Source organism: Pseudomonas sp. GM24 (genome assembly GCF_000282235.1).
GTDB lineage: Bacteria > Pseudomonadota > Gammaproteobacteria > Pseudomonadales > Pseudomonadaceae > Aquipseudomonas.
The window spans coordinates 1-20,260 of sequence record NZ_AKJR01000067.1 but is presented as its reverse complement, the minus strand read 5'-3'; the positions used below and the strand labels follow the sequence as shown (position 1 = coordinate 20,260).

Annotated in this window: 19 protein-coding genes; 8 read left to right on the top strand and 11 right to left on the bottom strand. The window is 60.3% G+C overall.

Features of this window, described 5'->3' with window-relative positions; genetic code table 11:
* Nucleotides 1-53: 53 nt before the first annotated feature.
* A complete protein-coding gene (locus PMI23_RS10505) occupies nucleotides 54-1,391 on the bottom strand; it encodes a DEAD/DEAH box helicase (RefSeq protein WP_007909704.1) in 1,338 nt (445 codons plus the stop codon).
* Between the two features lie 52 nt (nucleotides 1,392-1,443).
* The gene (yedA, locus tag PMI23_RS10500; RefSeq protein ID WP_007909703.1) at nucleotides 1,444-2,379 is read right to left on the bottom strand and encodes a drug/metabolite exporter YedA; all 936 of its coding nucleotides are present in this window, start codon (nucleotides 2,377-2,379) and stop codon (nucleotides 1,444-1,446) included.
* Between the two features lie 162 nt (nucleotides 2,380-2,541).
* On the opposite strand from yedA, the gene PMI23_RS10495 reads away from it, so the two are divergent.
* The gene (locus tag PMI23_RS10495; RefSeq protein ID WP_007909702.1) at nucleotides 2,542-2,997 is read left to right on the top strand and encodes an Lrp/AsnC family transcriptional regulator; all 456 of its coding nucleotides are present in this window, start codon (nucleotides 2,542-2,544) and stop codon (nucleotides 2,995-2,997) included.
* Nucleotides 2,998-3,127: 130 nt separating this feature from the next.
* Here PMI23_RS10495 and PMI23_RS10490 read toward each other — a convergent pair whose 3' ends face one another.
* The 3 genes from PMI23_RS10490 to PMI23_RS10480 form a co-directional block, all read right to left on the bottom strand.
* Complete coding sequence (locus tag PMI23_RS10490) at nucleotides 3,128-3,733, bottom strand: 3'-5' exonuclease (RefSeq protein ID WP_007909701.1); 606 nt, start codon at nucleotides 3,731-3,733, stop codon at nucleotides 3,128-3,130.
* A gap of 41 nt (nucleotides 3,734-3,774) precedes the next feature.
* Nucleotides 3,775-4,254, bottom strand: coding sequence for a LabA-like NYN domain-containing protein (locus PMI23_RS10485; RefSeq protein WP_007949802.1), 480 nt, complete (start codon nucleotides 4,252-4,254; stop codon nucleotides 3,775-3,777).
* Between the two features lie 138 nt (nucleotides 4,255-4,392).
* Nucleotides 4,393-5,151: a DUF2076 domain-containing protein gene (locus PMI23_RS10480; RefSeq protein ID WP_007909684.1), complete on the bottom strand. Its 759-nt coding sequence runs from the start codon at nucleotides 5,149-5,151 to the stop codon at nucleotides 4,393-4,395.
* Nucleotides 5,152-5,329: 178 nt separating this feature from the next.
* On the opposite strand from PMI23_RS10480, the gene PMI23_RS10475 reads away from it, so the two are divergent.
* From PMI23_RS10475 to PMI23_RS10465, 3 genes are all read left to right on the top strand, one after another.
* Entirely contained in the window at nucleotides 5,330-6,004 is a 675-nt protein-coding gene (locus PMI23_RS10475) for a YciC family protein (protein ID WP_007909682.1), read from the top strand.
* Between the two features lie 74 nt (nucleotides 6,005-6,078).
* Nucleotides 6,079-7,158, top strand: coding sequence for an endonuclease/exonuclease/phosphatase family protein (locus PMI23_RS10470; protein ID WP_007909680.1), 1,080 nt, complete (start codon nucleotides 6,079-6,081; stop codon nucleotides 7,156-7,158).
* A 51-nt stretch (nucleotides 7,159-7,209) separates the two neighbouring features.
* Nucleotides 7,210-8,130, top strand: coding sequence for a hypothetical protein (locus tag PMI23_RS10465; protein ID WP_007909678.1), 921 nt, complete (start codon nucleotides 7,210-7,212; stop codon nucleotides 8,128-8,130).
* Between the two features lie 49 nt (nucleotides 8,131-8,179).
* On the opposite strand, the gene PMI23_RS10460 is transcribed toward PMI23_RS10465, so the two are convergent.
* From PMI23_RS10460 to PMI23_RS10445, 4 genes are all read right to left on the bottom strand, one after another.
* Nucleotides 8,180-9,016: an ABC transporter ATP-binding protein gene (locus PMI23_RS10460; RefSeq protein WP_007909677.1), complete on the bottom strand. Its 837-nt coding sequence runs from the start codon at nucleotides 9,014-9,016 to the stop codon at nucleotides 8,180-8,182.
* Complete coding sequence (locus tag PMI23_RS10455) at nucleotides 9,004-9,807, bottom strand: ABC transporter permease (protein WP_007909675.1); 804 nt, start codon at nucleotides 9,805-9,807, stop codon at nucleotides 9,004-9,006. Before PMI23_RS10455 ends, PMI23_RS10460 begins: the two co-directional genes overlap by 13 nt.
* Nucleotides 9,808-9,817: 10 nt before the next feature.
* On the bottom strand, nucleotides 9,818-10,804 hold the full coding sequence (locus PMI23_RS10450; RefSeq protein ID WP_007909673.1) for an ABC transporter substrate-binding protein: 987 nt from the start codon (nucleotides 10,802-10,804) through the stop codon (nucleotides 9,818-9,820).
* Nucleotides 10,805-11,249: 445 nt separating this feature from the next.
* A complete protein-coding gene (locus PMI23_RS10445; RefSeq protein WP_007909671.1) occupies nucleotides 11,250-12,740 on the bottom strand; it encodes an aldehyde dehydrogenase in 1,491 nt (496 codons plus the stop codon).
* 221 nt (nucleotides 12,741-12,961) lie between these two features.
* On the opposite strand from PMI23_RS10445, the gene PMI23_RS10440 reads away from it, so the two are divergent.
* The gene (locus PMI23_RS10440) at nucleotides 12,962-13,876 is read left to right on the top strand and encodes a LysR family transcriptional regulator (RefSeq protein ID WP_007909669.1); all 915 of its coding nucleotides are present in this window, start codon (nucleotides 12,962-12,964) and stop codon (nucleotides 13,874-13,876) included.
* A gap of 142 nt (nucleotides 13,877-14,018) precedes the next feature.
* On the opposite strand, the gene hrpB is transcribed toward PMI23_RS10440, so the two are convergent.
* Complete coding sequence (gene hrpB, locus PMI23_RS10435) at nucleotides 14,019-16,538, bottom strand: ATP-dependent helicase HrpB (protein ID WP_007909667.1); 2,520 nt, start codon at nucleotides 16,536-16,538, stop codon at nucleotides 14,019-14,021.
* Nucleotides 16,539-16,901: 363 nt separating this feature from the next.
* Between hrpB and PMI23_RS10430 the strand changes: the two genes are divergently transcribed.
* On the top strand, nucleotides 16,902-17,321 hold the full coding sequence (locus PMI23_RS10430) for a hypothetical protein (RefSeq protein ID WP_007909665.1): 420 nt from the start codon (nucleotides 16,902-16,904) through the stop codon (nucleotides 17,319-17,321).
* A 12-nt stretch (nucleotides 17,322-17,333) separates the two neighbouring features.
* Nucleotides 17,334-18,242 carry a cation diffusion facilitator family transporter gene (locus tag PMI23_RS10425; RefSeq protein ID WP_007909662.1) on the top strand — a complete coding sequence of 303 codons (909 nt, stop codon included), beginning with the start codon at nucleotides 17,334-17,336 and terminating at the stop codon, nucleotides 18,240-18,242.
* Here the strand turns inward: PMI23_RS10425 and PMI23_RS10420 are convergent.
* Nucleotides 18,236-19,300, bottom strand: coding sequence for a DUF6515 family protein (locus tag PMI23_RS10420; RefSeq protein ID WP_007909660.1), 1,065 nt, complete (start codon nucleotides 19,298-19,300; stop codon nucleotides 18,236-18,238). The genes PMI23_RS10425 and PMI23_RS10420 overlap by 7 nt on opposite strands.
* A 451-nt stretch (nucleotides 19,301-19,751) precedes the next feature.
* Between PMI23_RS10420 and PMI23_RS10415 the strand changes: the two genes are divergently transcribed.
* Nucleotides 19,752-20,231 carry an Lrp/AsnC family transcriptional regulator gene (locus PMI23_RS10415; RefSeq protein WP_007909658.1) on the top strand — a complete coding sequence of 160 codons (480 nt, stop codon included), beginning with the start codon at nucleotides 19,752-19,754 and terminating at the stop codon, nucleotides 20,229-20,231.
* The last annotated feature ends 29 nt before the right edge of the window (nucleotides 20,232-20,260 follow it).

Genomic DNA, 20,260 nt, shown 5'->3' with positions numbered 1-20,260 from the left:
CCAATCAGTCCCCTCTCCCTTGGGGAGAGGGTTAGGGTGAGGGGCTTTTGACCTTAAGGCTTACGCTTGCGCGGTCCAGTGTTAAACACCGGCACTTTACGCACAGGCTTGACCGAAGGCTCCGGCGCCTGCGTCTCGCCGCTATCGACCCACTTACCCAGATTGCGCTTGCCACCACCACCCGAAGCTTTCGGCTTCTTCGGTTTTTTCGGCTTCTTGATCACCTGACCGCTGGCGTCGGTGTCCGGCACGCGGTGCTCAGGTTCGAAATCCGGCTCGTTCTGACGCTTCAAGGTCTGCCGTGTCAGCATTTCAATCGCCGACAACATGTTCACTTCATCCGCACACACCAGCGAAATCGCCTCACCGGTTGCGCCAGCACGGCCGGTACGGCCAATACGGTGAATGTAATCCTCAGCCACGATCGGCAGATCGAAGTTGATCACCAACGGCAGATCTTCGATATCCAGCCCCCGCGCCGCTACATCAGTCGCAACCAGAATCTGCACTTCACTGAGCTTGAAACGATCCAGCGCTCGCTGACGGGTTGCCTGCGGTTTATCACCATGGATACCGTCAGCATTCACACCAAGGCCCTGAAGTTTTTCCACCAGCGCATCCACACCGTTGCGGGTCTTGGCGAACACCAGCACCTGCTTCCACTTGTTCTTGCGCATCAAGTGCACGAACAGCTCAGCCTTGCGCTTCTTGTCCACCGTCACGATCCACTGCTTGACCGTGTTGGCAGCCACGTTGCGCGGGCTGACCTCGACGGTCAGCGGATCGTCGAGCATCTGCCCGGCCAGCAGGCGGATGTCATCGGAGAAGGTCGCGGAGAACAGCAGCGTCTGACGTTTCTTCGGCAGTGCGCGGTAGATGTTCGACAGTTCTTCGGAGAAGCCCAGATCGAGCATGCGATCGGCTTCGTCGAGCACCAGGGTTTGCAGCTGATTGAATTTCAGCGCCTTCTGGCGGAACAGGTCGAGCAGACGGCCCGGCGTCGCCACCAGCAGATCGACGCCGCCGCGCAGCTTCATCATTTGCGGGTTGATGCTGACGCCGCCGTACACCGCGTACGTGCGCAACGGCAGGTTTTCGGCGTACTGGCGCACGGCTTCGTGGACTTGTTCGGCCAGCTCACGGGTCGGCACCAGAATCAGCGCGCGCACCGAATTGGCGGCGACTTTCGGCCCTTCCATGGCCAGCAACTGCAGCAGCGGCAAGGCGAAACCGGCGGTTTTGCCGGTGCCGGTCTGCGCCGCTGCCATCAGGTCACGACCGGCCAGCACGGCCGGAATGGCTTGCGCCTGAACCGGCGTCGGGGTCTGGTAGCCGAGCTTCTCGAGGGAGCGCAGCAAGGGTTCGATCAGGCCAAGGGTGGCGAAAGTCATGGAAGTACCGTAGGAAAAAATGACGCAGGCATGCAATGCCGCGCAGTTTACCCTAATTCGTACGCGTTTCTGTGGGAACGGCTGTCGGCGCCACGACTGGCGGCTGTGCTGGCCGGCGCCACTGTGGCAAGCCAATCAACACTACGGCGCTGATGATCACCAGCATCGCCAGCGCTTCTTCGATGCCGATGGTTTCGCCAACGAACACGATCCCCAGCAACACCGCCACCGCCGGGTTGACGTAGGCATAACTGGTCGCCGCCGCCGGACGCACGTGCTTGAGCAGGTACATATAAGAGTTGAAGGCGATGATCGAGCCGAAGAAGATCAGGTACGCCAGCGCCAGCCAGCCTTCAATCGGCGGCACAGCTTGCAGGTGTTCACCACTGACGGCGCTACCAATCAGCAGCACCACACCGCCAACGAGCATTTCCACCGCACTGGCCATCGCCCCCTGCGGCAATGGCAGATGCTTGCTCCATACCGAACCGAACGCCCAGGTCGCCGCTGCGAAAATCAGCAACGCCGCGCCCAGCGGACTCGATTGCAGGTTGGAACCCATGTTGAGCATGGCGATACCGATAATCCCCAACGCCACCCCGGCCCACTCCAGACGGGTATTGCGCGCGCCCCAGAAATATCCACAGAGCAAGGTGAACAATGGCACCGTTGCCACCGCCAACGCCGCCACGCCGGAGGCCACACCGGTGTGCTCAGCCACACTCACCGCGCCATTACCAAAACTCAACAGCAAAATCCCGATGATCCCCGCCGCTTTCCACTGCGCCCAGGTCGGCGCCGGTGCTCCGCGCCAGCGCAGAAAGGCATACATCAACATACCCGCGATCACAAAGCGCACACCACCAAGCATCAGCGGTGGCCAGTATTCGACGCCAATGCGGATCACCAGATAGGTCGATCCCCAAATCACATACAACGCAAAAAACGCGGCGATCAGCGGCAAGGAAAAACGGCGCAAGGCAGGCATGGGCAGCTCGAAAGTCTGGGCAGGGGATGGATTATTCTAGAAAGGCCCACGACTAAAAATAAGTTACAAAACCTGTTTATAGCGCCGGTACACTTTGGAAAGAACGGAGATCGACGGCTTAAGCCGTGATTTCGAAAGTCTGGCATTTTCAGGAGTCCGGCCTTGGATAAATACGACCGCATGCTGCTCAGCGCCCTGTTGGAAAACGGCCGTGCGTCCTACGCCGATCTGGCGCGCAAAGTTAACCTCTCCGCCCCGGCAGTTGCCGAGCGCGTGGCCAAGCTCGAGGCAGCCGGAGTGATCACCGGATATGAAGCGAAAATCGACCTGTCGAAAATCGGCCTGCCGATCCAGTGCATGATCGAATTGCGCCTGCACCAGAACGGCAGTCAGAAGGTTTACGACGAACTGGTGAAAATCCCGCAACTGACCGAATGCTTTCGAGTGACAGGTGATCCGTGCGTGATGATGAAGGCTGCGGTGGGATCGATGACGGAGCTGGAGGAGTTGATCAATCGCGTGGCGAAGTTTGGTTTCAGCAAGACCTCGATTGTGCTGTCGAGCGCCATCGAAAAGCGCGTGCCACTCAGCCAGATCGAAGGCAACGGCAAATCCTGAGGATGATGATTCCTCCCTGTAGGAGTGAGCCTGCTCGCGATAGCGGCGCGTCAGTCGAAACGAATGTTGACTGACACACCGTCATCGCGAGCAGGCTCACTCCTACAGGGGGTCTGTGTTGGGCTTGGGATCAGCGATAGCGCTGCAGGTGCTCGCTGACTTTGGCGGCGGGGACTTTCTGCAACTTGCACAGCAGGTCATGCGATAGCTCGCTGACGCCGTGCTTGTGCCGCAACTCATCAGCCAGATGCGCCATCAGATTGGCCGCCATCTCGGCATCGGCCATGGCCCGGTGAGCCTGGCCTGTGTGCGGCAAACGCGCAAACGTGGTGAGCGTACCGAGCTTGTGGTTCGGCGCCGCCGGCATCAGACGCCGGGCCAGCAGCAACGAACAGGCAAAGTTCTGCAACCGCGTGCGCTTGATCCGCCCCAGTTCAAAGTCCCAGAACTTCTGGTCGAAGGATGCGTTGTGCGCTACCAGCGGCGTGCAGCCGACAAACTCATTGACCTCTTCCATCACCCGCTCCGCCGGCGGCGCGGTGCGCAGCATGGCGTTGCTGATGCCGGTCAGTTGCTCGATAAACGCCGGAACGCGGACGCCGGCGTTCATCAGGCTCTGGTAACGCTCGACGATGCGGCCGTTCTCCAGCATGACCACGGCGATTTCCGTGGCGCGGCAGCTGCTGTTCGGCGACAGGCCGGTGGTTTCAAAGTCGATGACTGCAATGCGTTCCAAACCGGGTTCAACTCCGTACAAATCAATTCTTCAGTAGCCGCTCAATTTTTCAGCAGCAGCGCGCCTTCGATCGGCACGTAACGGCTGGCGGCGCGGATCAGCGAGTTGGCGGTCAGGCCGGGCACGCCGTAGGCGACCGCTTGCACGCCGTGTTTGCTGATAATGCGTTCGAGCAGCATGTCGAAATCGCCGTCACCGGAGGCCAGGACAATTTCGTCGACGTGGTCGGCGGCGTCCATGATGTCGAGGGTGATGCCCACGTCCCAGTCGCCCTTGGCCGAGCCGTCGCTGCGCTGGATGTAGGGTTTGAGTTTCACGGTGAAGCCGAGGTTGCGCAGGATCTGCTGGAACTGCTGCTGCTTGCTGTCGCCACGGTCGATCGCGTAGGCGTAGGCCTCGACGATCTGTCCGTCCTTGCTGATGTCTGCCCACAATGCGGCGTAGTTGAAGTGACAACCATAGGCCTGACGTACGGTGTAGTAGAGGTTCTGCACGTCGGCGAACACTGCGATTTTTTTCACCGGAGTTCCTGTGGGCGCGCAAGCGCACGAAGCGGGATCAGGCGCCAGGCCCGAAAAAGGCGCTCAGTATGCCAGCCATCAGGAGGGTTCCGCGAATAATCGGCCCGGAGCCCTCAAGGGCTCCGGACGAATGGTGAGTCAGACGAAGGAATCGTCGTCATCAAAGAACGAGGAATTGTCGTTGCCGTAGTCGGTGTCGGTGAAGCCGCCCTGGTCATTGCCTGAGAAGCCGTTATCGGCCACACGCTGATCATCGCCCCAGCCGTTGCTGCTCTGGTCGGCGACCTGCGCCGGCTCTTCCTTGATCACTTCAACGATTTCTTCCGGTTGCTGATTGTGATGGAACAAGCTGCTGATGCCCTGCGCCAGCATCACGCCACCGGCCACACCGGCGGCGGTTTTCAAGGCGCCGCCGAGGAAGCTGCTGCCGGCCGCCGGAGCGGCTTGCTGCGCATAGTTAGGCGGCGCTGCGCCGAAGTTCTGTTGTGGCGCAGGAGCACCGAAGTTCTGCTGCGGTGCCGGCTCACGCCAACCGCCAGTGGACGCCGGGGCGGCGCTCTGGGTCGGCGCCGGACGCGGGCTGCCACCAAAAATGCTCGACAGGAAACCGCCACCACCGCTCGGCGCCGGTGCGGCACTCTGCGCTTTGGCCGATTGCAGTTCAGCCTGCAACTGCTGGACCTGTTGAGTCAGTTGCTTGTTCTGCTCATCAAGGCTTTTGAGCGCCGCCTCTTGCACCAGAATCGCCTGGGTCATGAAATAACCTGCCGCTGGCTGGCGGGTCAGGTGTTCCTTGATCCGCGCCTCAGCCTGGGCATCGCGCGGGGCTGCCTCCGTTTCGGCCTGTTGCAGCCGGGAAAACAGTCCATCGATCAGGGTTTGCTCTTCGCTGTTCATGGCGACCTCGTAGATTGCCGGGGATAACATTGCCCTCGTCCACGTTGGCCGAGGTGCTCTCCTGTAATGGAGACGGTGACAAAACGTTTCAATGACCTTTACCGAATGTTTACGTTTGTGTCGCGCCAGCCATCATCGGTTAAAGTGAGCCACTGTTTTCGACCTGCGATACCGACTGATGAATGCCCTCGAAGTGCTGCGCGACTCTCTGTATTTTTTCAAACGCCATTTGGGCAGCATCGTACGGTTGTGCCTGCCGCTGGTGATTTTCGAAGCGTTTTTACAACAAGTGGTCGATCGCGCCAGCGGGCCGGAAAATATCTCGGCCATCAGTATCGTCGTCGGTCTGCTGGTGTATCCGCTGTACACCGCAGCGCTGATCCTGTTCCTCGATGCGCGCAGCCGTGGCGAAGCGCCGCGCAACCGTGACCTGCTGGCAATGGCCGCCACTCTGTGGCCGCGCTTCGCGTTGCTCACGGCGCTCAATACCTTGCTGATTCTGTTGGGCCTGTCGCTGTATTTCCTGCCAGGCCTGATGCTGATGGTCATGCTCGCGTTCGGCGAATACCTGTTGGTGCTGCGCGGCATGGGGCCTTTGCAGGCGATGAAAGAAAGCCTGCGCCTGACCCGTGGACACTTCTGGCGGATCCTGCTGTGCATTCTCTGTGTGATGACGCCACTGTGGTTGCTCAAAGGCGCGACATTGGCGGTGTACCCCGAGCCGCAGAATCCGCTGATTGCCGTACTGATCGACAGTGCTCACAGCTTCCTGCAACTGTTCACCAGCGTGGTGTTGTTCCGCCTGTTCATGCTGATCAGCGAATTGCCTGACAAACGCGACAGAGTGGTCTGACAGCACTGCGCTTGGGCTTCGAGACGGCCGTCAGGTATGCTCGGGCCACTTTCTGTAACGCTATAAGCCGAGCCATGACCCGTCTACTGCGCTACACCCTGTTTCTTTCTGTGCTCGCCCTTGTGCTGATTGGCGCGCTGATCTTCAGCCTGACCTGGCGCCCGGACGCCCGCGAAACCCTGCCAGTCAGTTGCACGGGAACGCCACCGACGCTGGTGCCGGGCCAGGCGCTGAAAGTCATGACCTGGAACGTGCAGTATCTGGCCGGCAAGCGTTACGTGTTCTGGAATGATCTGGCCCAGGGCAACGATGAAGCGCCGACACAGGAAGACATGGCCTTCAGCCTCGACGAAGTGGCGCGGGTGATCCGCGACGAGCAGCCCGATGTGGTGCTGTTGCAGGAGCTCGATGACGGCGCCAAGGCCAGCGACTATCAGAACCAGCTAAAACTGTTGCAGGAACGCGTCGCCGACCTGTACCCGTGCAGCGCCAGCGCATTCGACTGGAAAGCCGATTTCGTCCCTGATCGACACATTTTCGGCAGCGTCGGCCGGCAACTGGCAACCCTGAGCCGCTATCGCATCGAACACGCCGAACGCCTGCAATTGCCGGTTGCTGCGGCCAATTTCATCAGCCGTCAATTCCAGCCAAAAGACGCCCTGCTCGCGACCAAACTGCCCCTGAGCGATGGTGGGCAACTGACCGTTTTCAATACCCATCTGGAGCGTGCCAGCCAGCCCGATGACACGTTGCAGGCGCAAGTGAGCGCCGTGGCCAAAGTGCTCGACAAGTACGAAAGTCAGGGCCTGCCATGGTTGATCGGTGGCGATTTCAATCTGCTGCCGCTCGGCCAGTTCCGCCGCCTGCCTGCCGAGCAGCGCACGCCCTACTCCGCCGACAGCGAACTGCATCTGCTGTGGGACAAGTACCCGATGATCCCGACCAACAACGAAGCCAGCGGCATCGACCGTGCGCAGTGGCTGACCCACTACCCCAACGACCCCGGCCTGAATGGCCCGGATCGCACGGTCGACTATCTGTTTTACAGCCCGAAGATCAAACGGGTGGAAGCGAGGGTGCGCCAGGACGATACGCTGCGCATCTCCGATCATCTGCCGGTGATTGCGCGCTTCCTGCTGCCGGCGGCGCCCTAGGCAGGGCCGAGGAACATCGACCCGTCGCCCGAATTGACGATATGGAATCTCATGAAAATCTTATTGGTGTGCAAGGACATTGGTGGTTACGCGCGCAAACTGGCGGACTACCTGATGATCGACAATGACGTGTGTTTCATCGATACGTCAGCGATGCAGAACAGCTTTGATCGAGCGCCGAAGATCCTGCGCCGCCCGCTTAAACGCTGGGCGCAGTTACGCCAGTTCAAGAAGAGTATCGGTGCCTCAGGGCGCTTTGACGTTGCGTTGATCATCAACCCGGCGCAAATCGAGCCCAAGCAACTGACCGCCGGCCTCAATGCCAGCGAGCGCAAGATCGCCTACCTCTACGACAGTTTCAGTCGCTGGCCGATGACCCGGGAAGAACTTGCCGGTTATGACGAGGTGTTTTCTTTCGACCCGCAGAATGCTGAAAGCTACGGCCTGAAAAAGCTCCACAACTTCATTTACGACGACTACACCGCAGACGGCGAACCCGGTGAATACTCGGCGTTTGTGGTAATGGCGGGCAAGGATCGGGTGCCGGCACTTGAAGGCTTGGCGGAGGCATTCGATCGTCTCGGGGTGACCGATTACAAGTTTCTGGTGCAGTGCAAACCGATCCCGGGCGCGCATCCGGGTATCACGTTCTTCGAGCAGAGAATGTCACTGGCGTCTGTTGGCGAACTGGTAAAGCGCTCGCGCATCATTCTGGACATTTCCAAGCCTGGCCAGGCCGGGTTGAGCTTCCGTTTCTTTGAAGCCATGGCTTCACGAAAAAAAGTCATCACCACCAACAAGAGCGTGGTCGACTATGACTTTTACAACCCGGCGAACATCCTGGTCATTGATGAGGCCAATCCGGTAATTCCTGAACGGTTCATTACTGATCCGTATGTCGATGTGCCTGAACACATCTACCAGCAATACACCCTGCAGGGCTGGGTCAAAACCGTGTTTGCCCAGCAGTGAAATCACATCGCCGGCTGCCCCACAATGGCCAGGTGACATGACCGTTGGATCAATGCACTTCTTCCAAGTCATCATGCAGCAACCCGAAGATCTGCCGCTTCATGTCAATGAACGAGCGCTCCATGACCATGTCGAGCGAGCGCGGACGTTCGATTGGCACGTCGAGAATCTGCTTGATCCGCCCCGGTTTCGCGCCCATCACATAGACCCGATCGCCGAGCAGAATGGCTTCGTCGATGTCATGGGTGACGAACAACACGGTCTTCTTGCTGTTGCCCCACACCCGCAGCAACAACTGCTGCATCTGCAGACGTGTCTGGCTATCGAGCGCACCGAACGGTTCGTCCATCAGTAGAATCTGCGGATCATTGGCCAGCGCGCGGGCGATCGCCACGCGCTGCATCATCCCGCCCGACAGTTGCTTGGCGTAGTTGTCGGCGAACCCGCCGAGGCCGACTTCGTTGACGTAATAATCGACGATCTCCTTGCGCCGCGCCGCCGGCATGCCGCGGCGTTTGAGGCCGAACTCGACGTTCTGCCGCACGGTCAGCCACGGGAACAGCGTGTAACTCTGAAAGACCATGCCGCGATCCGCACCGGGGCCTTGCACTTGCTGGCCGCCGACGTAGATCTCACCGGAGGTCGGCTCAGCCAGACCGGCGGTCAGGTACAACAGGCTCGACTTGCCACAACCCGATGGCCCGACCAGCACGGCAAACTGCTGATCCGGCACCTCGAACGAAACTTCTTCCAGCGCGGTAAACGTGCCGCCGTCAGGTTTCCTGTAACGCAGGCTGACCTTGTCCACCTGCAAGCGCGGCGCGGCTTGTGCCGGGGTCGCAACGGGTTCGATAAAACGATGATTGGCAGCAGTCACTGAGCCCATGCGGCAACCCTCAGGCGGAGAAAACGGAACAGTTGATCGGTGACCAGACCGAGCAGGCCGATGATCGCGATGGCGAGGAAAATCACGTCAACCTGAAAACCGCGCATGGCCTTCAGGCTCAGGTAACCCAAACCGCTGGACGCGGCGACCAGTTCAGCCACCACCAGATACGTCCAGGCCCAGCCCATAGTTACCCGTAGGGTATCGAGCACGCCCGGCACCGAGGCCGGCGCGATCACATGCAACACCGCATCGCGGCGACTGGAACCCAAGGTGTAGGAGGCGTTGATCAGGTCCTTGGAAATGCCTTTCGAGACGTCGGCGATCATCACCAACTGCTGAAAGAACACACCGAAGATAATCACCGACACGCGCTGCTCCAGACCGATGCCGATCCACAAGATGAACAGCGGCACAAACGAGGTCACCGGCAGGTAACGAATGAAGTTCACCAGCGGTTCAAGGAACGCCTGAACGATGCGAAAGCTGCCCATCAGCAACCCCAACGGCACCGCCACCAACGACGACACAATGAAGCCGACCATCACCACTTCGACACTCGCCCACACATGTGTGCCGAGCGTGCCATCGCGGCCCAGGCGCATGGCGGCTTCAACCACCGCGCCCGGCGTCGGCAAAAACATCCCTGGGACGATGCCGCCGTAAGACAGCCCGGCCCACAGGCCGACCAACAACACCCAGGCCAGAGCGCTGGCGCTCCACACCACTTGCACCGGCAACGCGGTTTTTGGCGTGAGGCTGCGGCTCAGCCACGAATTGCGCTTGAACATTGCACACCTCCTAGAGCGGGCTGACGAAACGGTTGTCGACCAGTTCGTCGTTGCTGACGTTGTAAGGTTTGCTCTGCAATTCGCTGGCGGTTTCGTTGGCCAGTTTGATCAGCGCTGCGCTGTCACCCGGTTTGCCCGGTGAGCCCAAGAGCTTCTCGCTCATGGCTTGATCGTAGAAACGCACGCCTTGCGCGGCGGCGGCCAGTTCCTTCGGATCGGACAGGTAACCGCCGACACCTTTGGCCATGATTTTGTAAGCGTCTTCCGGATGATCCTTGGTGTATTGCACGGCTTTGTACAACCCGGCGACCAAAGCCTTGACGTCTTCCGGCTGCTTCTCGATCACGCTGCAATTAAGCGCGACCACATCGACGATCACGCCGGGGGTGCTGCTGCTGTCGATCAGCACTTTGCCCTGCTGCTTGTCGCGCACCATCGACAGGTGCGGCTCCCAGGTCACGGCAGCGGGCACGCGACCGGCGATGAACGCGGTGGCGGCATCATCTGCGGTCATGTTCTGCACGGTGATGTCGCTCATCTTCATGCCGTTCTTTTTCAGCAAATAGGAGAGCCAGAACTGCGAGGTCGAACCTTCGTTGACGGCCACGGATTTGCCCTTGAGCTCTTGCAGGCTTTTCACATCCTTGCCGACCAGCACGCCATCGCCGCCATGGCTGTCATCCAGCGCCGCGACTGCTTTGAAGCAGAACTGCGGGCGGTATTTGAGCACTTCATCGATGGTCGACGCCGAGCCGGACAGTTGCCCGGACGCCTGCGCGGCCATGTACATCGACGCCTCTTCGACCACCGGCAATTCGACGGTCAGACCGTTTTCCTTGAAGTAGCCCAGGTCCTGAGCCAGATAGAGGGTGCCGTAGCCGACCCACGTGGTGTGGCCGATGGACAGGGTCCCGGCCTGGGCGCTGGTCGCGACCGTGGCGGCAAGAGCAGTGATTGCCAGAGGGTGAGTGAGACGGAGACACAAGGACTTGATCATGGAGCACTCCCGACGCTGTTGATTTAGTTTTGTCATGGGCAGTACGGTCGCCGGCCGTTGTGCAGTTGCTGCCATGGGTCTCTCGCGGACGTTTGGGCGGACAACATTCGGCTGGCGGGCAAGATTGATGGTGGCCCATGTGCGCGGTGAGGAAAATCAGGAAATTGTTGGCTGCAAATGATGAAAAAACTGGGTAGTGCGCACTGCTAAAGGGCGGGGATTGCGGGGATGCGCGAGGTGGGTGCAGATTGGGGATTTTCGGCGGCTGGGAGAATGCTATCGCTGGCAAGCCAGCTCCCACAGGGATCGTGGATGTGCCTGGATTGTGTGAACAACGCTGAAACCTGTGGGAGCTGGCTTGCCAGCGATGGTGCCGAAGCAGTCAATATCCATGCTGCTGACCCACCGCATTCGCGAGCAAGCTCGCGAAGGGGGCAACTCGGTCTCAGCGCAACTGGAACCAGGTGGTTTTCAACTGGGTGTATTTGTCGAACGAGTGCAGCGACAAATCGCGGCCAAAGCCCGATTGCTTGCCGCCGCCGAAAGGCACCGTCACATCCAGCGCATCCACCGTGTTGACCGACACCGTACCCGCCCGCAACTGCCGCGCCACACGATGTGCGCGGTTGAGGTCATCGGTCCACAACGACGCCGCCAGTCCATACACACTGTCATTGGCCAGCCGAATAGCCTCGGCCTCATCATCGAACGGCATCACCGCCAGCACTGGCCCGAATACCTCTTCGCGAAACAGCGGCATGTCGGCGGTTACACCGGTGAAAATCGTCGGTTCAATGAAGTTGTCAGAGCCATTCAAGCGCCGCTGCTCACCGCCACAAACCCGGGTCGCCCCCGACTGCTCGGCGTTGCGAATGAAGCGCATGATGCCCGCCGTCTGCCTGTGATCAACGATGGCGCCAGCGCTGCTCTGCGGATCCAGCGGATCACCGGGCAACCACTGTTCAGCCTGTGCTTTCAGCCGTTCAACGAACTCATCATGAATCGAACGCTCCACCAGCAAGCGCGAATTGGCCGAGCAGACTTCGCCCTGATTGAAGAAGATCCCGAACGCCGCTTTCTCCGCCGCCAGATCCAGATCCTGACAATCGGCGAACACCAGATTGGCGCTCTTGCCACCGCATTCCAGCCACACCTGTTTGAGGTTGGATCGAGCTGAATATTCCATGAAGTATTTACCCACCTGCGTCGAGCCGGTGAACACCAGGCAATCGACATCCGCGTGCAAACCCAACGCCTTGCCGGTCTGTTCGCCAAGCCCCGGCAACACGTTCAACGCACCCGCTGGCAGCCCCGCTTCCAGCGCCAGCTCAGCCAGACGCAAGGCCGAAAACGGCGATTGCTCGGCCGGTTTTAAAATCACCGAATTGCCCGCCGCCAGCGCCGGGGCGAGTTTCCACGCGGCCATGTCCAATGGGAAATTCCACGGCACCACAGCAGCGACTACACCGAGTGCTTCACGGGTGATGGTCGCCAGCACATTCGGCGCACTGGGCGCGACCTGATCGTAAAGTTTGTCGATGCTTTCGGCGTACCAGCGAAACACCCCGGCGGCGCCCGGCACGTCGATGTTGTAAGCGTCCATCACCGGTTTGCCCATGTTCAGCGAGTCTAGCAAGGCCAGCTCTTCGCGATGACTCATCAGCAGATCAGCCAAGCGCAGCAGCACTTGCTTGCGCTCGGCTGGAGATCCTTGCGACCACGTACCGGCCTCAAACACTTGCCGCGCATTGCGCACTGCGACATCGACATCCGCCTCGCCACACGCAGCGACATTCGCCAGACATTGCCCGGTCGCCGGGTTGATCGCGGCAAAGGTCTGCCCCGATTGCGCAGCGCAATGTTTGCCGTCGATCACGGCCTGATCGGGAAACTTCAATGCAACGGCGCGGCGCTGCCACTCTGCAAGCTCGAACACGACGGATGCTCCTGAGACGTTATTGTGCCTCGATGGTCGCTCAGGCCCGCATGGGCTAAAAATAGTAAAAATGTCTTCGCAGGCAATAAAAACACTGGGCAATGACTTCCCCCAAACGCTGCACAGGCGGCTATGGTTGAAGGATAAAAACATCGTCGTGCAATGGACGTGGCGGCGCACAAATTGCTTTGAAGTCGAGTCCGCTCGTCCTGAGGTTTGCCGTGGCCGCCTACAATTTGCGTCAGCTGAAGTATTTCATCACCACCGTCGAATGCGGCAGCGTTGCCGAGGCTTCACGCAAGCTGTACATCGCGCAGCCGGCGATTTCCACCGCGATCAAAGGACTGGAAGACAGCTTCGGTGTGCAACTGCTGATCCGTCATCACGCCCAAGGTGTGTCACTGACGCCAAGCGGTGCGCGGTTTTTTCGCAAGGCTCAAGAGTTGCTGCGCATGGCCAAGGAGTTCGAACAGAACGCCCTCGCCGACAACGACGTGATCGCCGGGCAGATCGATATTGGTTGTTTCGAAACGGTCGCGCCGTTGTACCTGCCGCAGTTGATCGCCGGGTTCTCGGCGTTGTATCCGGGCGTGAAAATCCGCATTCGCGACGGTGAACAGCAAGAGCTGGTGCAAGGCCTGACGTCAGGCACGTTCGATCTGGTGATTCTGTATGAACATGAACTCGACGCGACCATCCAGACCGAACCGCTGATGCCGGCGCAACGCCCGTATGCGCTGTTGCCCGCCGACCACCGTTTTGCCCAATACAAACAAGTGTCGCTGCGCGATCTGTGTCTGGATCCGATGATCCTGCTCGACGTGCAGCCGAGCCGGACTTACTTCGTCAGCCTGTTTGAAGAACTGGGGCTGACGCCGCGCATCGAGTTCAGCTCGCCGTCGATTGAAATGGTACGCGGGATGGTCGGCCAGGGTTTCGGCTTTTCGATTCTGGTGACCAAACCGCATTCGGAATGCACCTACGACGGCAAGAAAGTCGTGTGCGTGGACATCGTCGAAGATGTCACCGGTTCGGGTTTGGTCGCGGCATGGCTCAAGCGCGGGCAACTGACCAAACCGGCGCAGTTGTTCGCCGATTATTGCCGCGAGCAATTGACCGCAAAGACTCACCTTTAACAGCAAAGATCGCAGCCTGCGGCAGCTCCTACAGTATGTCGGTGGCGTCGGCGTCGTTCCTACAGTATGTCGGTGTCGTACCGTCATTTTGTGGCCGACTTCAATTCGGTAGGAGCTGCCGAAGGCTGCGATCTTTTGCTCTTCAGGTCCCGCGCGGTTTAGCTCGCGCGGTCGCTTCGGCCACCAGCGGATCATCCGGCCAATAGTGCTTCGGATAGCGGCCCTTCAAATCCTTCTTCACCTCGGCATAGGTGCTGCGCCAGAAGTTGGCCAGATCCTGCGTCACCTGCACCGGCCGCCGCGCCGGCGACAGCAGATGTAACTTGACCACCTGCCGCCCGCCGGCAATGCGCGGCGTATCCGCCAGCCCGAACAACTCCTGCAAACGTACAGCCAGAATCGGTGGAAACTCGCTGTAGTCCAGACGAATCGACGACCCCGACGGCACACTCAGATGATGCGGCGCCAGCTCATCGAGCTTTTGCGGCAGCGGCCATGGCAGCAGATTGCGGACGATGCTCGACAGATCGAGATTGGCAAAATGACTGAGTCGCGAGACCTTGCCCAGATACGGCATCAGCCAGTCTTCGAGGGTATCGAGCAACGTCGCATCGCTGACATCCGGCCATTGACTGTCGTCCTGATTGTTCAATTCCAACTGCCGCAACAACGCCACGCGCGCCTGCCACTGGCGCAGCTCCGGCGTCCACGGCAGCAGCTCCAGCCCCTTGCGCCGCACCAGATTGACCAGTGCCTGACTGCGCGCATTTTCATCGAGACCGGTCAGCGGTTCACGGCTGAGAATCAGCTCGCCGACCTTGCGCTGACGCTCGGCGCGCAACACGCCTTCGCGCTCGTCCCAATCCAGTTGATCGACGTTGCGCACCTGTTCGGCCAACACCGAATCGAACAGCGCCGGGTCGAAATCCGCCGCCAGATAAATCCGTTCTTCACGCTGGCCCTGACGGCTGCCGAGATCGGCGATGACGATCCACGGCTCTTTCATCAGGCTGTCGGCTTCGGCGAATAGCGCCGCACGACCATTGGCCAGGCGATATTCGGCGCCACCGGCACGCCGCTGTTGCGCGACGCGATCCGGATACGCCAGCGCCAGCAAGGCGCCGAGCCAACGCGGATGGTCGGGATCGCTGACCGGCTCGCTGGCCTTGCCGCGCAAGTAACCGCGATATTGCCGCGCCAGTTGCTTGGCGCGCTGCACACCACCCTGCGCACCTCGAGCCGCACGTTCTTCACCCGAGAGCAGTACCAGCCGACTGTGCAGATCGGCCCCGGCGCCACGCAAGATATCGCGCTCGCCGAGCAACGCGGCGACATCGCACGCCATGTTGGCCAGACCCAACGCTTGCCCCCGCAGCAGCAAATGGCCGATGCGTGGATGCGCCGGCAACTCAGCCATGGCCTGACCATGAGTGGTCAGCGCCTCACCTTCCAGCGCGCCAAGCCTTTGCAACAAATCCTGCGCCTGCGTATAAGCCGCCGCTGGCGGGACATCCAGCCAGACCAGTTCGCCCGGCGTCACGCCCCAGCGCCCCAGTTGCAGGGCGAGGCTGGCAAGATCCGCCGAAAGAATTTCCGCGCTGCCATACGCTGCCAATTGTTCGTGCTGATCCTGCGACCACAAGCGATAACAAACACCCGGTTCCAGTCGCCCCGCCCGGCCCGCGCGCTGAGTGGCACTGGCCTTGGAAATCCGCTGGGTATCGAGACGCGTCATGCCGCTGCCGGGATCGAAACGCGGCACCCGCGCCAGCCCGGCGTCGATGACTACGCGCACACCGTTGATGGTCAGACTGGTCTCGGCGATATTGGTCGCCAGCACCACTTTGCGCTGCCCGGCCGGCGCCGGATCGATCGCCGCACGTTGCGCATTGAGGTCGAGTTCACCGTGCAACGGGCAGAGCAACACATCGCTGCGCTCACCAATCGAGTCGACCAATTGTTGATGAACGCGCCGGATTTCCGCCTGCCCCGGCAGAAACACCAACAGGCTGCCGGTTTCGTCGTGCAGCGCTTCAAGCACGGTTTGCGTGACGCGTTGATCAATGTATTCGCCGGGCTGAAACGGACGGCCCCAGCGCATCGTCACCGGATACATGCGCCCTTCGCTGCGCAGGATCGGCGCGTCGTCCAGCAACCCGGCCAGACGCTCGCCTTCGAGCGTGGCCGACATCAGCAAAATCTTCAGCGGCTGTTCAGCTCGGAACAGCTCACGACCGTTCAGACTTAAGGCCAGCGCCAGATCGGCGTCGAGGCTGCGTTCGTGGAATTCGTCGAAGATCAGCAGGCCCACGCCTTCCAGCGCCGGGTCATCCTGCAGACGCCGGGTGAGAATGCCTTCGGTGACCACTTCGATACGCGTATTGGGGCCGACCTTGCTGTCGAGACGGATGCGATAACCGACGGTTTCACCGACCTTCTCGCCCAGCTCACTGGCCAGACGTTCCGCCGCCGCACGCGCGGCGAGACGGCGCGGCTCGAGCATCAGAATGGTCTGCCCGGCCAGCCACGCTTCATTGAGCAAGGCCAAGGGCACACGGGTGGTTTTACCGGCGCCGGGCGGTGCTTCGAGCACGGCTTCGTGGCGCGTCGCCAAGGCTTCACGCAGGGCGGGTAAAACTTCATCGATTGGCAAAGAATTCATGCTGGCTCCTCAGGGCGTGCCCACAGTAAATTGCGAGTCGCGTTAAAGCTGTGAGCGTGCCAGGCAAGGCGCGGGACGCAGGTAAGGGTCGTTTCCTTGCCAAGTCCCGCAACGCAGCATGGCGCGCTCACAGCTTTAGCCCGGAGGGCCGAACCCCGACAGGATTCATCAGCCTTCACGCGGTGTCGATCTGGAGAAAACAACTTCAATCCTCAACATATTTCGGTAGGGGTGAGACGAGGCCGCAATTTACTGTGGGCATGCCCTGCCAGGCCCGAGTATAACGGCGAACTGGCGGGCGTTCGTCAGGGTCTTAACTTCACACGACGACGCTTCGTTCTTAGATCAATCAGGAGATTTCCCATGCGCTTACCTTTTCGCCTGATCGGCGGTGTACTGGTCGCCACCCTGCTCACGCAAATCACCGCGTGCGGTTCGATTTTCTACCCGGACCGGCGCGGTCAGATCGACGGCAAGATCGATCCGGCGATTGCCGTGCTCGACGCCGTGGGCCTGCTGTTCTACGTCATTCCCGGGCTGATCGCGTTTGCCGTCGACTTCGCCACCGGCGCGATCTACTTCGAACCGGGCCACACCGCGCAGATCGATCCGGCCAAGCTCAAGCAAGCCATCGGTCCGGACGGTCAAGTCGATAATCACAAGTTGCAGGCTATTCTCGAAAGCGAGTTGGGCCGAGATTTCCCACTGGATGACCCGCGCCTTATTCAACACAAGGGCAGCACTCAACAACTGGCGATGTTCGGCCTGCAACCCGCCGCTTAAAAAGGAAGTTAAATGACATCCAGCCCCGAACACGCCCGCCTGCTGCGGCTGGCGACCCGCGCCTCGGTGGCGGTGGCGTGCACGCTGATCATCGCTAAAGCCATCGCCTGGTGGCTCAGCGGTTCGGTGAGCATGCTCGCCGGCCTCACCGACTCGGCGCTGGATGGCGTCACTTCGCTGCTCAATCTGCTGGCGGTGCATTACGCGCTGCGCCCGGCCGATGACGATCACCGTTATGGTCACGGCAAGGCGGAATCGCTGGCGGGCATGGCGCAGGCGCTGTTCATTGGCGGCAGTGCGGTGTTGATCGCGCTTCAGGCCTATGAACGCATCCAGCATCCGGAACCGCTTGGCGCGCCGTGGATCAGCATTGGCGTGATCATTTTCTCATTGCTGCTGACGGTGGCCTTGCTGATGCTGCAACATCGAGTGATCAAGCAGACCGGTTCCAATGCCGTGCGTGCCGACTCACTGCATTACCGATCCGATCTGTTACTCAACGGCAGTATTCTGGTGGCGCTGATGTTGGCCGGGTTCGGCTGGCATCAACTGGATGCGTGGTTCGGACTTGGCATTGCCGCCTATATCCTGTGGAGTGCGATCCAGATCGCCCGGGAAAGTTTTTCGGTGTTGATGGATGAAGAACTGCCAACAGATGTCAGTCAGCACATGCTCGAACTGGCGTGCAGTGTGCCGGGCGTATTGGGCGCGCATGACTTGCGCACGCGGATTTCCGGCAACCACTGGTTCGTGCAGTTGCACCTGGAGTTGCCGGGGGAGCTGACCCTGTCAGTGGCGCACGGCATCAGCGACCAAGCCGCCGATGCCATTCACAAGGCCTACCCGCGGGCCGAAGTGCTGGTGCACGCCGACCCGCAGGAAGTGGTCAAGTCAGAGCGGGCGCAAACCCGGCTTCAGTAACTGACCTGATAACCGCGACTGCTCAGGCAATTGCCCTGCGCCTGACGGTACGCCTGCACCACTTCGGGCGCCGGTTGATACGTCGCGGTGCGCGGATCGAAACCGCTTTGCTGCACCGCGTACTGGTAGCACTGATAACCGTCTTGCTGCACCTGCTCCGGCGACTGGCCGTTGGCCGGATACGCTTCGACGTCATAGCCTTGGGATTGCGGCTGCGGCTGTTGCTGCACCGGCGGCTCGACCACCACGTAATCCTGCGTCGCTTCCTGATACGCGTAGTAGGAACCGGCAGCGAGGAACAGCAGCGAACCACCGATCCACACCTCACGGGCGTAATCCGGCAAATACTGGATGCGAATCCCGCGCGGCGGCTGCACGACGATGTAGCGCGGGCCTTGCGGGCGATACCAGTAGCCGCCGGAAAAGAAGTAATCCTGACCACGATACGGCACGCGGTAATCGCGATCCGGGAAGCGGTCGATCACATGTCCCGGCCGGTATTGCGGGCCTGGACCCCAACCGTTGCCATGCCCGTCGGGGCGCCCCGGCCAGCGATTGTCGTTGGGCCGGTTGCCGGTCTGCCATTGCTGGTTGTGGTAACCGTTCTGCGGACGCTCGTCGCGGTAGTAACCCTGACGCGGCTCTTGAGTCTGGCGTACGGCGTCGGGCCGTGGCTGGATCGGTAGGCTGTTGGCCGGCAGTTGCGGCGGTGGTGGCGGCTGACGTACCGGGTTGGGGTTGTAGGCCGGGCGATTCTGATCGCGGTTCTGCCACTGGCCATTGTTGTTGCCGTTGTGCTCGAACTGGCGGCTGTTGTCGCCACGAATGATTTCGTTGTTCTGTGGGCGCGGCTGATTCTGTTGCGGCTGATTCTGCGATGGATTGTTCTGCGGACGCGGCTGATTGTTGCCGCCACGGCCCTGATTGTTGCCCTGATGATCCTGGCCGTGGCCTCCGCCCTCCGGGCCGCGATTCTGTGGCTCATCGGCGAGCGTTTGCACACTGACACTCACACACAGCAAACCAACACTGGCCAGACGCCAAATGCGCGAATTCATGCTTTTTCTCACTGCGGGGCCTGTAAATGTAAGAGGACTTGTAGCTAAGACCGGGATTACACACACCGGGTTCTGCAACAGGTTATCAGTCACGCAACTTATTTATTGAGCGCCCGGCATGAAATCGCAGGCAAGAAAAAAGGGAGACCCGTCGGCCTCCCTTCTAGAGAACTTCGTCCTGGCTCGACGCTTTTGACGTCGGCTCACCTCACGCCGTCTTCTGGACAGTGTGCAGCTCGGGGGCCGGCACAACCCCGGTGGGGGTGGCGGCCGCGGCAGGCCGGATAGGGCGGGCCGCGTGGACTGTGTTACCGAGCAGTGATTCTGGTGATAAGAATAGGCCTGAGACGGCGGCAGAGGATTGCGAAGATTGCTGAAATAAACACCACTTGCGCAATTTTTAACCCTGGATAGATAATCCGCCGCAATAGTTACAACCAAGGACAGATTGATGAGCAAACTCGACCGTTACGACCTGAGCATTTTGGCGGAATTGCAGCGCGACGCCCGCATCTCCAACCAGGAATTGGCCGAGCGCATCGGTCTGTCGCCCTCCCCTTGCTCGCGCCGGGTCAAGCAACTGGAAGACGACGGCTACATCTCACGTCAGGTGGCGTTGCTCGATCGCAAGATGCTTGGGCTGAGCCTAACGGCGTATGTGCTGATCGGCATGGACCGGCATACGCCGGAGCGTTTTGAGAACTTCGAGGCGGCGATTCGCACGTTGCCGCAGGTGTTGGAGTGCAGTCTGGTGACGGGTGTGGATGCCGATTACCAATTGAAAGTGGTGGTGCCAGATATGGATCACTATCAGAAATTGTTGCTGGGACATTTGACGCGGATTGAAGGGGTGACGAGTGTGCGCTCGAGTTTTGTGCTGAATCAGGTGTTGAACAGCACGGAACTGCCGCTGACTCATTTGCGTAGCTGATCAAAGGCCCCCTCATCGGAACGCCGCCC

What these genes read in the sequence shown, in the direction of transcription:
- PMI23_RS10470 (WP_007909680.1), top strand. Translation starts at nt 6,079, where the DNA reads ATGACCCGTCTACTGCGCTACACCCTGTTTCTTTCTGTGCTCGCCCTT.
- hrpB (WP_007909667.1), bottom strand. Translation starts at nt 16,538, where the DNA reads ATGAATTCTTTGCCAATCGATGAAGTTTTACCCGCCCTGCGTGAAGCC.
- PMI23_RS10415 (WP_007909658.1), top strand. Translation starts at nt 19,752, where the DNA reads ATGAGCAAACTCGACCGTTACGACCTGAGCATTTTGGCGGAATTGCAG.
- PMI23_RS10425 (WP_007909662.1), top strand. Translation starts at nt 17,334, where the DNA reads ATGACATCCAGCCCCGAACACGCCCGCCTGCTGCGGCTGGCGACCCGC.
- PMI23_RS10455 (WP_007909675.1), bottom strand. Translation starts at nt 9,807, where the DNA reads ATGTTCAAGCGCAATTCGTGGCTGAGCCGCAGCCTCACGCCAAAAACC.
- PMI23_RS10460 (WP_007909677.1), bottom strand. Translation starts at nt 9,016, where the DNA reads ATGGGCTCAGTGACTGCTGCCAATCATCGTTTTATCGAACCCGTTGCG.
- PMI23_RS10420 (WP_007909660.1), bottom strand. Translation starts at nt 19,300, where the DNA reads ATGAATTCGCGCATTTGGCGTCTGGCCAGTGTTGGTTTGCTGTGTGTG.
- PMI23_RS10430 (WP_007909665.1), top strand. Translation starts at nt 16,902, where the DNA reads ATGCGCTTACCTTTTCGCCTGATCGGCGGTGTACTGGTCGCCACCCTG.
- PMI23_RS10475 (WP_007909682.1), top strand. Translation starts at nt 5,330, where the DNA reads ATGAATGCCCTCGAAGTGCTGCGCGACTCTCTGTATTTTTTCAAACGC.
- PMI23_RS10480 (WP_007909684.1), bottom strand. Translation starts at nt 5,151, where the DNA reads ATGAACAGCGAAGAGCAAACCCTGATCGATGGACTGTTTTCCCGGCTG.
- PMI23_RS10505 (WP_007909704.1), bottom strand. Translation starts at nt 1,391, where the DNA reads ATGACTTTCGCCACCCTTGGCCTGATCGAACCCTTGCTGCGCTCCCTC.
- PMI23_RS10450 (WP_007909673.1), bottom strand. Translation starts at nt 10,804, where the DNA reads ATGATCAAGTCCTTGTGTCTCCGTCTCACTCACCCTCTGGCAATCACT.
- yedA (WP_007909703.1), bottom strand. Translation starts at nt 2,379, where the DNA reads ATGCCTGCCTTGCGCCGTTTTTCCTTGCCGCTGATCGCCGCGTTTTTT.
- PMI23_RS10465 (WP_007909678.1), top strand. Translation starts at nt 7,210, where the DNA reads ATGAAAATCTTATTGGTGTGCAAGGACATTGGTGGTTACGCGCGCAAA.